The sequence below is a fragment of the Pseudomonadales bacterium genome (assembly GCA_041395945.1).
Taxonomy (GTDB): Bacteria; Pseudomonadota; Gammaproteobacteria; order Pseudomonadales; family Azotimanducaceae; genus SZUA-309.
Window position 1 is genome coordinate 1,735,048 of sequence record JAWKZN010000001.1, and the last position, 13,776, is coordinate 1,748,823.

Genomic DNA, 13,776 nt, shown 5'->3' on the forward strand with positions numbered 1-13,776 from the left:
CCGAACTCCATGGCCTTATCGATCCAGCAGCGCGCTGAACCCGTCCCGCCGCAGTGCCTTGGAGATCTTTTCCCGGATCGCGCCGGCATCACCCAGTTTCAGCGCCGCGTTTGCCAGCCGCCGGCAGCGTTTCACCGTCAGCCCGCGAATCAGCGCTTTGATACGCGGCAGACTGTAGGCGTTCATGCTCAGGTTCTGAATTTCCAGCCCGACAAGCAGCACCACGGCCACCGGATCTGCCGCCATTTCCCCGCAAACGGAAAGATCGAAGCCGAGCTTGCGATTGAGTCTGCAGATGTCCGCCAGCGTATGCAGAACTGCGGGATGCAGGTGATCATAACGGGTGGCGACATGCGGGTTACCCCGATCCACCGCGAGCAGATACTGGGTCAGGTCATTGGTGCCCACCGATAGAAAATCCACCCGGTCCTTGAGGTGTGGCAGCAGGGGCAGCACACCGGGGACTTCAACCATGATGCCCAGTGGCGGCATCCCGACATCCAGACCCTGATCCCGCAGCTCCGCGACCAGCGACTTGAGCACGGCCCGCACTTCCTCCACTTCCGCCAGCGAGCTGACCATCGGACACATCACCCGGAGATTGTCGAGCCCCACGCTGGCTCTCAGCATCGCGCGCAGCTGAGTCACCAGCACCGGCAGATTGTCCAGTGAGAAGCGGATGCCCCGCCAGCCGAGGCTGGGATTATCTTCCTGAAAGGGAAGATAGGGCAGCTGTTTGTCACCCCCCACATCCAGGGTACGCATGGTGACCGGCAGCGGGTGATAGATGGAGAGAAGCTCCCGATAGATGTCGTACTGTTCGGCTTCCGTGGGAAAGGCTTCGCTGCTCAGGAAAGGGATCTCCGATCTGTACAGCCCGATGCCTTCCGCACCACGCGCAAGTCCTGGGCGCACATCGGCAAGCAGGCCCGTGTTGGCGAGCAGTCGCACTTTGAAGCCGTCCAGTGTCACCGCGGGCAGCGACTTGTTACCCAGCAGCTCTGCCTGATACGCCGCCTCATCTGCGATCCGGGCCCGATAGTCATCGAGGGTGGCCGGCGCGGGATCGAATATGGCGAAGCCGCGATCACCGTCCACGACAACCCGGGAGCCATCCACCAGATGATCCACCGGACCGATGCCGACGACGGCGGGAATACCCAGGGAGCGCGCCAGTACCGCCGTGTGCGACAGGGGTGAACCCTGCAGGCAGAGAATGCCCGCAAGCTGTTCGGGATCGAAGGCGGCCATGTCCGTGATGCTCACAAGATCCCCGAGCAGCACCACATTCTCCACCGGACCGGGAGCAGGGCCGGTAGCGCCCAGGATCGCGGCCAGCAGTTTGTTGCCCACGTGGCTGACGTCTTCCCCCCGGGCCCGGAGATACTCGTCTTCGATGAGTTCGAAGGCAGCTACCAGTTCATCCACCGTCGCCCGCACTGCCGAAAACGCGCTGCTGCCTGCACGGATTCTGGCTTCCGCAGCAGCCACCAGCTGATCGCCCGCCAGCATCAGGCTGTAGAAATCGAACAGTTCCAGACTGTCCGCAGAGAGCCGCTGGCTGAGTCGCTGCTTGGCACTCTGTATCTCGCGTTCGGCCGCCTCCACTGCTGCCTGCAGCAGCGCAACTTCCTCCTCGGTGCTGCGCCGCAGCGGTTCTTCAATCAGCTGCAGCGTCTGCTCACCCACAACCAGGTGCAGCGTTCCGAGGGATTTCCCGGGGGCACCGCGGATACCCTGCATTCTGCGATCCGCTCTGTTGCTGCGCGGATCCGACAGCGCCGGCATGCGCAGCAGATTCGGCGCAAGCTGTGCGGCCACGGTGATCAGAAAGGTCTGTTCGTCTTCACTGAAAGCCCGCTCATCCCGGTTCTGCACCACAATCACCCCGATCACCTGACCGAGCTGCACGATGGGCACGCCGAGAAAGGCTTCGAATCCCTCTTCTCCACTCTCCGGAAAATAGCGATAGGCCGGATGCCGGCTGGCTTTGGCCAGACTCAGGGGCATACGTTCGAAGGCGATCTTGCCGACCAGCCCTTCACCCAGCGGCAGTTCGATACGACCGGCAACCCCTGCGGAGAGACCCCGGTTCGCCACCATCTTCAGGCTCGTCCCTGCGTAGACCTGATAGAGGCTGCAGACATCCACCCGCATCGCCTGGTGTACGCCGCTGACCAGCCGGTCGATCTGAGCTTCGACCGTGTGTGCGGCAGAGGCATCCACCACGATCCTGTGCAGTTCGGACAGGCCGATTTCCCCGCGCCGGCCGGCAGGGGTCATGGTGCGTCACCCTCGTCGTCATCTCCCCGTTTCTGTCGGAACGGCACGATGTCGAACATCAGGCCGAATGCCGGACGGAAACGGGTGACACGGAAAATCACACCAGACATGGTCATGGGACGCACGTTGCGCACCTCTTTGAGACCGGGCAGAAAGCTCCCGGCGACGATCATGCGCGAAATCCCGGAGATGAGGAATACACCGTAGAGGGCGCTCGTCCACTGCAGCTCGTATCCGGCCAGGGTGATGGCAGACGGCAGAGCGGTGCCCAGGTAGCCGCCAATCAGTGCACCCGCGAACACGGCCATCGCCGCCAGCACATTGTGATAGGCCATCAGGGTCGCCCGACGCTCCGGCGGGGTGAGATCAAACAGGAAATTGGTAGCTGCCAGCGTGAACCCCGCCCATACCAGTCCACTGATTGCCTGGACCAGCAGCAGGTAGAAATAGTTGGTCGAAACGATCCAGAGCATCGGCATGATGGGCAGCAGCGATCCGGTGGTGAGCAGAATCAGCCGGTTGCCGAAGATGTCGCTGAGTCGTCCCCACCGGTTCAGGGTGAGAAACTGAAAACAGACCGACACTGCGCTGTTGATTGTCCATTCCAGATAGGAGAAGTGAAGATCGCGGAGCATGTAGACCACGAAGAAGGGACCCGCGATGGCCACAGAGAACTGCATGCTGGCGAAAAACATCGAAAATCGCACCAGCGGCGAACCGCGCAGCCGACTCAGCACACCCCGCGCCGGCAGCGGATCCTCCTGGCTGCTGCGCGGCGGATCGATCATGCGCGCCAGATGGTAGGCAGAGATCAGCCGGGCGAGCATGGCGAACAGGAAGATGCTGACGAAGCCGCCGTAGGCTGACCACCGGGAGCTGAACAGCTGCAGCACCAGACCGGCACCGAGCAGCGCGGCGAAGGAACTCACGCTGGACAGCTGGGTGCGCAGCGCGAAGAAACGCCCGCGCCGGGATTCGGGCACCAGATCGCCCATCAGGCTGCTCCACTGGGGTGTGCCCAGATTCGGCCCGGCGTAGTAGATGACCGCAAACAGCAGCAGCGCGCCGAAGGCGCGATCCGGATACAGCAGCGGCACCACGGCGATGAGCGCCAGGGCCACAGCCTGCACCAGTGCACCGGCCACAATGATCCATTTGCGTTGCCCGGTGAGTTTGCCGACCCACACCGACAGCAGCTGCATGAAGGAAGCGATCAGCGGTGGCAGCGCCGCAAGCAGGCCTATCTGAGCAGTGTTGGCCTTGAGCAGCAGAGCAAATGCGGAAAAGTAGCTTTCCCCCGCACCCGTCATCAGAGAATAGGTGACACCATCACGAATGGAGTGCTGCAGGGATCGCTCGACATCGGGGTTTTTTGAAAATGGGGCACGGGCGGCGAATGGGTTACGCAATCCGGCAGGCCTCGCGATACCTGAACGGGTTCGAGTTCAACTAGCCAGGCACTCCAATCCGGAAACCCAGGTAGCTCACATAACCGAGCACCAGCCCGGCACCCATGACGCGGCTCAAGTGGCCATTCCGGAAGATGAAAATCGGGATAAGGATAGCTGCCAGGAAGAAAGAGACCAGCACATCGAGCGCGCCCCCCGCGGGGACCTCGAGGGGAACGATCAGCGCACTGACCGGCAGGACGAACAGGCTGTTGAATATGTTCGACCCGATCAGGTTACCTACCGCGAGATCCGACTCGTTACGCATCGCTGCCACGATCGACGTCACCAGTTCCGGCAGACTGGTACCGACGGCCACGATCACCATCCCCACCACCACACTGGCGAGTCCGAGACGTTCTGCCAGCAGGCCGGCCTGGGTGATGGTGAAATCTCCGGCAACCGTCAGCGCCACTATCCCCGCCAGCATCCACAGCAGATCCCGCCACAATCCGACATCCCTGAGCGCTTCCGGCAGGGTGCTCAGCCGGGTCAGGAAGGGGTCAGCCGCAACATGCCGGCGTACGTTGAAGACGGTGACATAGATGAAAGCGATGAACAGCAGCAACAGGGACAGTGCATCCGCCCGGTCCAGCAGTGCCTCTTCACCACGCAGCAGCGGGTCCACGCAGAGCACGGCGAGCACCGCAGTCCCCAGCATCAGCAGCGGGATCTCCCGCCGCACCACCTGACCTTCGATGCGGATCGGCTGCATGAAGGCCGCCAGACCCAGCACCAGACCCAGATTGGCGATGTTGGAGCCCAGTACGTTGCCAAAGGCAAGATCCGATTCCCCCCTGATTGCTGCGATCACTGTTACCACCAGTTCCGGCGCGCTGGTACCGAAGGCAACTACTGTCAGTCCTATGACCATGGGTGGTACACCCAGACCCTGGGCCACGCCGGACGCACCACGCACCAGTGCCGTGCCACCGATGAGCAATCCCGCCAGTCCCAGGAACAGCCACAGGAGTGCAATCAAACTGGAGGTCCCGCACGCGTGTAACGGGTACCGGGCGGATCGACGGCCCAGTCCGGAGACTCTCCCCAGCTGTCCTCAAAGACCAGCTCCTGCAGCGGTCGTCGGCGCACCGGGCCATGTCCGCCCCGGGGACGGCCGATGGTAATGGTTGCCGCAATGAGCGCTTCTTCCGGAATATTGAGCAGTGTGCGCAGCTGTGCATCCACCGCACCGTGAAAGCCGGTGATGACCCCACCGAAGCCCAGACCCCGGGCGGCAAGCAGCAGATTCTGCACCGCCGGATACACGGAAGCGCCTTCGAAACCGCTCGCCGACCGGTAGCGGACCAGGCAGGGCAGTATGAGCAGCGGCACCTTCTCGAAATTGTCGACGTAGTCTTCCATCGATCGTGCCATCCGCGCTTTCGGCGAGTCCGCGCGTTGACCCGAGCCGCTGTCATAACCGTCGCTCTGTCGCTTCGATGCCCACATGGCACGGGCGGCCTCGCCGATCAGACGACGGGCCGCCATCGCCTTCTCGCCGTGGCGCAACACGATGAATCGGAATGGCTGACGATTCGAGCCACTCGGACCGCGGCTCGCCGCAAACAGCATCGCGCGCAGGGCTTCTTCGGGTACCGGATCGTCGGTATAGCGTCGAATCGCCCGGGTGGATGTAAGCGCTTCGAACAAACCCAGCTCATCCGGCGGCAGCGCCTTATGCGCCAGGTCTTGATCAGTGGACATGGTTTTTTTACTTGTACAACAGCTCCGGGATGCTAACGGATTTGACCGGCGGGTTGAAATCCAGGGCACCATCGCCCCATGCCGCCATGCCCCTGCGGCTCAGTCATCGGCGCGCAGTTGCAGCACATAGCCGCTGGCCGGGTCTGCCTCCCCCGCGAGGAAAGCCTGATAAGTGGCTTCCAGTGCTGCCCGACCCTCGAGCCGCTGCACCCGGATCCAGTCCGCGGCGGCAGGCAGAAAGCCCTGCCAGGCTTCGGCAATACGGGCGGCCACCGTTTCCCGGCCCCATTCCTGATTGCGCTTCTGAATCTGGGAAGGGGCAAAGAACATGGTCGGTTTCGGTCCCGGCAGCACTTCCCCACCCGCTCCGATGGTCGCACTCTCCCAGTGGGTGGCCCCGACCGCGCAGCTGTAGGCCAGGGCATCCCCCAGATGGGTGTGCACGGCGCGGCGGATCGAACCACTCCCCGCCATATCCACCAGCACCGACCTCTCGCCAGGCAGTTGTGCCACTTCATCGTAGGTGCAGACGCTGTCGTAGCAGCCGAGACTCTCCACAAAGGCACGGTTTCCAGCAGAGGTCAGACCCAACACCCGACACTGCTCCCTGCGGTTCGAATGCAGCAGGTGAGCAAGACCGATCGAGGTTTTGCTCGAAGCGCTGGTGAGAATCACATTGGCGGCACCGAAAAAGTCCTGCTCGGCGAGGAAGTCGTCGAGAAAGAACGACGTCATGAACAGCGGCCGGTAGAGCATCTGCTCCGCCTCCCGGTGGCGATCGTAGCCCGGGTCAGTGGCGACATTCAGATACTGGTTGTACACCGGAGGCAGTTCACTGCGATGCGCTGCACCATCCATGAAGCCGTGGGCTGATACCCGGACAGGCTGCAGCACCGTGTGGGAAGCCATGGGGTAGTAGCCGTAAAAGCGCTGCCCGACCCCGACATCCGGACAGTTCGACTGCACCACCTCGCCGAAGCCCCAGACCGGGATGCACCCCCAGGGCTCGGGGGCCGGGAAAAACTTCCAGTAGCCGATGCTGTCTCCCGCCACCCCATAGGTGATGTTGTTGGCGGTGAGAGCGAAGGCGTCCACCCGCACATTGATCTGTCCGGGAGCCGGGTCGGGTAAGGTGCTGCGCACGAAGCGGGTGTTGGCCAGATGCAGCGCGGCATCGTGGGCGCGCTCACTCTGGAATGTCAGGCATTGCAGGGTCATAAGGGTCCCTCGTGACGGCTGATGATCGCAGAGCCTCACTCTAGGGAGCCTCTGATTAAGTATCAACGTCTCAGCGGCCTCCCGGGGACTCCCGCCGGGTGGCAGAGCCCGGCGCCATATAACGGGCGCTTGTTTAGACATAGCGAAACGGTTCTTCTCCGCAGGCGTTTCCACCAGTAAGTTGGGCACCGAGCAAGCGCAAAGAGCCTCCCATGCCGGAGCGACACACCCCTACCGCCGCCTTCACCGATGCGGCCCATCTGGAGAACTGGAACAAGCGTATGGCCGGGCTGGATGCCGCCGGCCGTATAGCCTGTGCCCTGGAACATCTGCCGGGCAGGCACGTGCTCACCTCCTCTTTCGGTGCCCAGGCGGCGGTCAGCCTGCACCTGCTGACGGTTGCCATGCCGGATATTCCCGTCATCCTTCTCGACACCGGGTATCTGTTCAAGGAGACCTATCAGTTCATTGACGATCTCACCCGGCGGCTTTCCCTGAATCTCCAGGTCTATCGCAGCCGGCGCAGCCCGGCCTGGCAGGAAGCAGCCGATGGCCAGCGCTGGACCAAGGGCGTGGAAGGCATCGACGCCTACAACGCCGAGAACAAAGTCGAGCCGATGCGACGGGCAATGCGGGACCAGCAGGTCGGCACCTGGTTCAGCGGCCTGCGCCGCAGCCAGTCGGAGAGCCGCCGTGACACGCCCTATGTGCAGTACACCGGCGGTCAGTTCAAGGTCTGCCCGATCGCGGACTGGTCAGACAAAGACGTCTTCAACTATCTGATGGAGCACAGCCTCCCTTACCACCCGCTGTGGCACGAAGGCTACGTTTCCATTGGCGATACCCATACGACCCTGTCGTTGCTGGATGCGGAGAATGAAGAATCCACAAGATTTTTCGGACTCAAGCGCGAATGCGGACTGCATGAGGCCGACTTTTCTGAACCCGCAGACGTCAGCGCCCGGAGCTGATCGGCTCGAGCCTGCGCTGACAGATCTCGGGAACCAGCGAAACCAGCGAGAGCGCGCGGAACTTCTGAGCAAGTAGCAAGGAACGGGCTCCTGCGGCAAGATGTTGCGCCATCAGAGACCAGGCGCCATGTCGTACCGCGGCCATGCAGCATGGCGGCCGTAAAGCATGGCGACCGGGACACAGGCCGGCCATCCAGGACGACGCAGCATGAACCCAGACGTGATCATCATCGGGGCCGGTGTCGTGGGCTGTTCCATCGCCCTGTCGCTGAGCCGGCGTGGTCTGAAAACTGTGAACCTGGATTGCCTGCCCGCCGCAGGTTATGGATCCACGAGCCATTCATCCGCCATCGTGCGCCCCTTCTACTCACACACGACCTCCGCAGCGCTCGCCCACGAAGCCAGACATCGCTGGCTCGACTGGCAGGCCTGGCTCGGCACGAAAGACGATCCTGCCTACGCCCGCTACACCGAGAGCGGTGGCCTGATCCTCCTCAAGGAAGGCGAAGAATCGATCTACGACGGCAATCTCCAGGTACTGCGCGAGGTGGGTGTCGACTATCAGATCCTCGACACCCGGGCGTTGCAGAAACTCTACCCCGGCATGTCACTGAAGACATTCGGTCCGCCCCGGGCGGTGAACGCACCCGGATTCGGGGAACCGCAGCCCGGCCGGATCAGCGGCGGTATTTACATCCCGGCAGCGGGGTATGTTTCCGATCCCCAGCTGGCTGCTCACAATCTGATGCACGCGGCGCAGCAGTGCGGTGCGGTTTTTCGCTTCGGTGCGCGGGTTTGTGATATCCGGCAGCGCGGCGGGCGCATCATCGGCCTGACTCTGGAGAACGGCGACGCGCTCGCCACGCCTGTTCTGGTCAATGCGGCAGGCCCCCATTCCGCCCAGATCAATCGTCTCGCCGGTATCGATACCAGCCTGAAGATCCGCACCCGCGCCCACCGCCACGAAGTGGTCTATCTGCGCGCGCCGTCCGGATACACCGAAAACGGCAACGGATTTCTGGTAGACATGGATTGCGCACTCTATACGCGACCCGATGGCGCCGATCTGCTCATCGGCACCACGGATCCCGCCTGCGATGAACCCATGATCGTGGACCCGGACGACTACAGCAGCGGCTTCACCGAGCAGTGGACGCTGGAAGCATTGCGCGCCGCCCAGCGTTTTCCCGCGCTGGGCATCAGCAACACAGCCCGGGGTACCGTCGGCCTCTACGACGTGTCGGATGACTGGATACCCCTCTACGACAAAACCGACCTCACCGGCTACTACCTGGCCATCGGCACCAGCGGCAATCAGTTCAAAAATGCGCCGCTGATCGGGGATCTCATGGCGGAAATACTGGACGCTGAGAGCCGCGGCATCGACCACGACCGCACACCCGCCCACCTGCACCTGGACGTGCTGAACCGGGACCTGGATCTGTCCTTCTACTCCCGCAACCGCACCGTGCAGACCACCAGTTCAGTGATGGCCTGATCCTGGTCGGCGCATCGCTGCTCTGAGCGTTCCCTAGCCGCCGGTCAGCTCACGCACCGCCCGATGGGCCTGGGTGATGGCGGAATTGGTGTCAGCGCTGGCGGCCGCATCCGAGTTGGCGATGCTGATCCTGCCAAAGGGCTGGCGCCCCACGACCCAGGGTTTGCTCGCATCGTCCGGCCACTCAGGCTCCCAGAGCAGTCCCGGACTGTAGGAATAGCCATGCGCCCAGCGGTTCACGGTGATGGCCTCGATATCCCGGTCTGCATCAAAGTCCGCACCCGCCAGCGCCTGCCCAAGCTGATCGCGCACGTGGCGTTCGAAAGTTGCGAAAGGCGTAGTCAGCAGAGCACGACGACCTGCCCGCCACTGCTCCGGCCCCTGAATATCCCGGAAGTGCGGCACATGGCACATGTGCAGCACCATGGGCTGATCGGGGGTCCGGCCAAAGGGGTAGTCGCCGATCGATACCGGGTAGTCGAGTTCCACCTGCTTATAGAAGTCATTCGTATAGAACACATACCCGATACCCAGATCGGCAAACGCCTGCCAGTTGCGCACCAGTACCTTGGTATAGGTCAACGGGATCTTCACGTTGTAGGCGAGGCCCTGCCTCTGGGTGTCGGACAGTTCCGGACACAGATAGGGAATGGCACTGTTATAACAGGCCATCACACAGCGGTCCGCCTGTATACGATAGGCGTCACCGTTGTGCACGAAGGTGACAATCACCGCACTGGCATCCGCCGTGTGATTCACCTGAACGACCGTGCTGTTGAGGCGGATCTTTACCCGTGCGTCTGCGCGATCGAGCAGGCTGTAGTCCACCCGGGCTGTCACCACGTCCTCCATGGACGAGCCGGGTACCGCAGCCGGATTGAGGGATCGCACCAGCAGGCGCGCCACCGACGCATTGCCATCGGGAAAATGGAAGATGTAAGGCTCGTCGCCGCGGTGACCGACCCTCGGCAGAGTGTGGCTCAGGCCGGGGATGCCACCGCCATCCCCATAGGCCTGCACTGCGATGGCGGGCACCTCATCCATGCCCACACACCAGAAACTCATACCCCAGCGGCGATACATCTCGAGAATCTGGGGATCCACCTTCGCGTAGTCCTTCAGGAAATCCAGATAGCTGATCCGACTCAACAGGTGACGCTTTGCCGCGGTGTCCATGCCCGGAAGATAGTCGCGCTGATCGGTGAACAGTCGCACCAGGTCTGCTCTTGCGGCATCGTTCATCGGAGTGCTGGCCGCAAACTGCTCCCAGGGCAGACTGCCATATCCTCGTGCCAGCCTGCGCTGACCGTAGGTTTCACGGTCATAGGCAATGGCGTAGTTCAGGCCGAGACCATCGTAGAGCTTCTGATCGTAGTAGTCGTAGAAACGTTCGACTTTTACTCCGATATCGCTGAGCAGTTTTCGCGCTATCTCACTGTAGGCGGAGGGTGTGTCTATGGATTCGGTGCCGCCGTAGCCGATCCGGGTGCGACCGTCGATCGTGAATTCGTTACGTTTCGCATGGCCGCCGAAATCATCGTGATTATCGAGAATCAGGATTTTCGCGTTCGGCTTCTGCTGTCTGTAAAACCAGGCCGCCGAGAGTCCGCTGATACCGGCGCCCACCACCACCAGATCGTAGCGCTCGCCGGTATCCCTCGGATCAGGCCAGGTCGACCCGGCTACCCGGGCGTGCATGGTTTCCCAGGCACCGTCGTGACTGCCGCGCAACCCCGTCTTCCCGGGTGGGTAGTAACCGGCCGGCAGTTCAAAAGAGGGCGCCGCCGTGCCGAAGGCCTGCGTCCAGGGCGCCATCAGAGAGGCGCCGATGGCCACCTGGGTGCCGTTGAGAAAATCTCTGCGGGTGATGCCTTTTCTGCGCGTCATCTGAGCTTTCCTTCTGATTTGTTGTGCCGGTTAACCGCCGCGCAGGCTGCTCATCAACCAGAGCATGAGGGCGTAGGCCGCCGTCGTTGCCGCAAGGCCGGCTGCCAGACTCCACCAGAAACTCAAACCACCCCGCACCAGCAGCGGGAACAGCGCAAACAGCGCAAGCGACGGGATCACCAGCCAGAGCACGTCCAGGGAAAAGGCGCTCAGTCGGGCTGTGTCTTTGGTCTCGACATATATCCACACCATCGCCAGCACGGAAATCAGCGGAATCGAGGCCATGAGCGCGCCCAGCACGGTCGAGCGTTTCGCGATCTCGGAGATCAGCACGACCAGCAGTGCGGTCAGCGCGTATTTGCTGATGAGATAGAGCACCCGTTGATGATGCGTGAAGCCCTGAGACATTGCTACTTCCCGAAGGGCTCCCTAGACTGCCCCCCTCTTTGCGGACCTGCCGCAACACCTCCTGACCCGGACCCAGATCGGACGGCAGCCGCTTTAGTGCAGACTTTTTCCCATACATACGCCCGTCGAACCCTGCTCTTTTCGCTGGTCAGCGTGGGCATGGGCTTCACCGTGCTGTTCCCGGTACTCGCCCCCCTCGGCCGGGAGATAGGTCTTTCCGAAATTCAGATTACCGGCATCATCGCCGCCTCTTCCCTCACCGTGTTTCTCTCCAGTCCGATCTGGGGGAGAACGAGCGATCACTGGGGTCGCAAACGCGTCATGCTGGTCGGCCTGTTCGGCTTCACCTTCGGCACCGTACTGTTCAACTCGGTCCTCTATGCCGGTCTGTCCGGTGCGCTCACCGGCACTCTGCTGTTCGCGGCCCTCGTCGTCAGCCGCATGCTGCACGCCGGCGTCATGGCAGCCACCATGCCTGCTGCAAACGCCTATATGGCGGACATCACCGATGCCGCGAGCCGCACGAAGGGAATGGGTGCGGCCGGCGCGGCCAGCAACGTCGGCTCGATTCTCGGTCCTGCGGTGGCCGGTCTGGCGGTCATCTCCCTGCTCACACCCTTATGGGTCATGGCGGGCATTGCTCTGCTCAACGGTCTGTTCGTGTGGCGCTTTCTGCCCGATCCCCCGCGTCAGGCGGTGTCGCGGAAAACGCGCCGCATGAAGTACAGCGATCCGCGCATTCTGCCCTTCGTGATCGTCGGGGTGACCATGTTTACCGGCATGGCACTGGTGCAGCAGACCATGGGTTTCCGTTTTCAGGATGCCCTGGGATTGAACGCAGGTGACACGGCTCGCACCTTCGGTGTGGCGATGATGTTCTCGGCGGTGGCCTCGCTCATCGCCCAGGGTGTGGTCGTGCAGCGTCTGAGTATTGCGCCGTTCACCCTGCTGCGCCTGGCAATGCCTCTGCTGATCGTCGCCTTCGTGATGATGGCGATCGCAGAGAATCAGCTCTGGCTCACCATCGCCATGGCGGTACAGGGCTTCGGCATGGGGCTCGCCGGTCCGGCTTTCATGGCGGGTGCATCGCTGGCCGTTTCTCCTGAAGAACAGGGAGCGGTGGCTGGAGTGGCGGGATCCTGTGGCCCGCTCGGCTTCACCCTGGGTCCGCTCATCGGAGGCACCCTCTATCAGTTCGAACCGACGCTGCCCTATGCTTTCGCCGCCGGTGTCTATGTGCTGCTGTTTGCCTCCATGCACTGGATCGGCAGACGGGTTTCGGAACACCACCCCGATGAGGCCGCAACGGCACCGGATCAGTCTGACCCGGGCCGCTGATTGTAGTGGTCGACATCGTCGACCTTGCGCTTCTGCATTTCGATGAGCTGCATGGTTGCCCGTACCCGCAGGGGTGGCGCCCCCCAGGGTTCATAGGTGCGGATCAGGAAGCGGGCGGCTTCGGCAAATCGCTCGTTCAGCGAAGGCCCGACATGATCCGCACCCCGCACCAGATGGTATTCGTGTCTGATCCGCATATCCCACAGCACCCTGTGCAGAAACTCAGCGCCCTCGTAAAGCCAGAACTGATCCTCGTCACCGGCTTCGACATAGATCTGCAGGCCTGAGTTGCGAATCCGCTCCGCGTCGGCCATCACCATGCTGGCGGGATTGTTCGCCGCCCAGTAGTCGGCGTCTATCGGCTTGCCGTAGGCCTTTTCGAGAAGGTCATCGGCACGCCAGAACCGATGCTTGGGCTGCACGTCCGCCCACCGCAGTACCGGTTCGATGCCCGGTTCGAGTGCTGCAACCCCACCGAATTTCTCAGGATAACGGAATGCCATGCGCAGAGACCCCATCCCACCCATGGAAGCGCCCATCAGAAAGGTACGCTTCGAGTCAGTACTGACCGGCAGGCTTTCGCGCAGATGCCGGATAAAAGGCCCTGTCACGAAGTCTTCCCAGCGCTCGCTGCCGTCGCGGAAATTCATATAGAAGCCCCGCGCCGTGACCGAAGGTGTCGCCATCGCCAGGGGTGGCAGTTCCCCGGCCTGCCAGAGCCCCTCCCAGAGTTTACGTTGCCGCACCAGGTTTTCCCGGCTGCCACCACCACCGTGCAGATTCACAATGAGGGGCAGATCCTTCATGTCCTGATACCCCGGGGGCAGCAGCACCGCATACTCCACAGGCCCCGGTACGAGGTCTGAGTCAAGGCTGCTCAGGATTACTTCGCTGGCCGCTTTTCGATCGGCTGCATTGAGCAGCGACGGAAAAACGACGATCGTGCAGACAAAGACGACCCGGAACAGAAAGGCGACAAGGTGCGGTGTCGGATTCATGCTGACTTTTCCTTACTCAG

The 13,776-nt window shown here is 62.3% G+C and carries 11 protein-coding genes; 3 read left to right on the top strand and 8 right to left on the bottom strand.

Going from position 1 to position 13,776, the window contains the following annotated elements; all coding sequences use genetic code 11:
* Positions 1-15 precede the first annotated feature (15 nt).
* From ptsP to R3E82_08165, 5 genes are all read right to left on the bottom strand, one after another.
* On the bottom strand, positions 16-2,283 hold the full coding sequence (gene ptsP / locus R3E82_08145) for a phosphoenolpyruvate--protein phosphotransferase (protein MEZ5550843.1): 2,268 nt from the start codon (positions 2,281-2,283) through the stop codon (positions 16-18).
* Positions 2,280-3,692, bottom strand: coding sequence for an MFS transporter (locus tag R3E82_08150; protein ID MEZ5550844.1), 1,413 nt, complete (start codon positions 3,690-3,692; stop codon positions 2,280-2,282). Before R3E82_08150 ends, ptsP begins: the two co-directional genes overlap by 4 nt.
* Positions 3,693-3,732: 40 nt before the next feature.
* Positions 3,733-4,713 carry a calcium/sodium antiporter gene (locus R3E82_08155; GenBank protein MEZ5550845.1) on the bottom strand — a complete coding sequence of 327 codons (981 nt, stop codon included), beginning with the start codon at positions 4,711-4,713 and terminating at the stop codon, positions 3,733-3,735.
* Complete coding sequence (locus R3E82_08160; GenBank protein ID MEZ5550846.1) at positions 4,710-5,438, bottom strand: nitroreductase family protein; 729 nt, start codon at positions 5,436-5,438, stop codon at positions 4,710-4,712. The genes R3E82_08155 and R3E82_08160 overlap by 4 nt, the downstream gene beginning before the upstream one ends.
* A gap of 99 nt (positions 5,439-5,537) precedes the next feature.
* Positions 5,538-6,656 (bottom strand): DUF2855 family protein, encoded by a 1,119-nt coding sequence (locus R3E82_08165; GenBank protein ID MEZ5550847.1) that lies wholly within the window; start codon positions 6,654-6,656, stop codon positions 5,538-5,540.
* Positions 6,657-6,868: 212 nt separating this feature from the next.
* On the opposite strand from R3E82_08165, the gene R3E82_08170 reads away from it, so the two are divergent.
* Both R3E82_08170 and R3E82_08175 read left to right on the top strand, forming a co-directional pair.
* Positions 6,869-7,627 carry a phosphoadenylyl-sulfate reductase gene (locus R3E82_08170; protein MEZ5550848.1) on the top strand — a complete coding sequence of 253 codons (759 nt, stop codon included), beginning with the start codon at positions 6,869-6,871 and terminating at the stop codon, positions 7,625-7,627.
* Positions 7,628-7,835: 208 nt separating this feature from the next.
* Positions 7,836-9,125 carry an FAD-dependent oxidoreductase gene (locus R3E82_08175; protein MEZ5550849.1) on the top strand — a complete coding sequence of 430 codons (1,290 nt, stop codon included), beginning with the start codon at positions 7,836-7,838 and terminating at the stop codon, positions 9,123-9,125.
* Between the two features lie 33 nt (positions 9,126-9,158).
* On the opposite strand, the gene R3E82_08180 is transcribed toward R3E82_08175, so the two are convergent.
* On the bottom strand, positions 9,159-11,012 hold the full coding sequence (locus R3E82_08180; protein ID MEZ5550850.1) for an NAD(P)-binding protein: 1,854 nt from the start codon (positions 11,010-11,012) through the stop codon (positions 9,159-9,161).
* A gap of 30 nt (positions 11,013-11,042) precedes the next feature.
* Positions 11,043-11,420, bottom strand: coding sequence for a DUF3147 family protein (locus tag R3E82_08185; protein MEZ5550851.1), 378 nt, complete (start codon positions 11,418-11,420; stop codon positions 11,043-11,045).
* Positions 11,421-11,516: 96 nt separating this feature from the next.
* On the opposite strand from R3E82_08185, the gene R3E82_08190 reads away from it, so the two are divergent.
* Positions 11,517-12,758, top strand: a complete 1,242-nt coding sequence (locus R3E82_08190) for an MFS transporter (protein MEZ5550852.1) — start codon at positions 11,517-11,519, stop codon at positions 12,756-12,758.
* On the opposite strand, the gene R3E82_08195 is transcribed toward R3E82_08190, so the two are convergent.
* Positions 12,737-13,756 (bottom strand): alpha/beta hydrolase-fold protein, encoded by a 1,020-nt coding sequence (locus R3E82_08195; protein MEZ5550853.1) that lies wholly within the window; start codon positions 13,754-13,756, stop codon positions 12,737-12,739. The genes R3E82_08190 and R3E82_08195 overlap by 22 nt on opposite strands.
* Positions 13,757-13,776 lie beyond the last annotated feature (20 nt).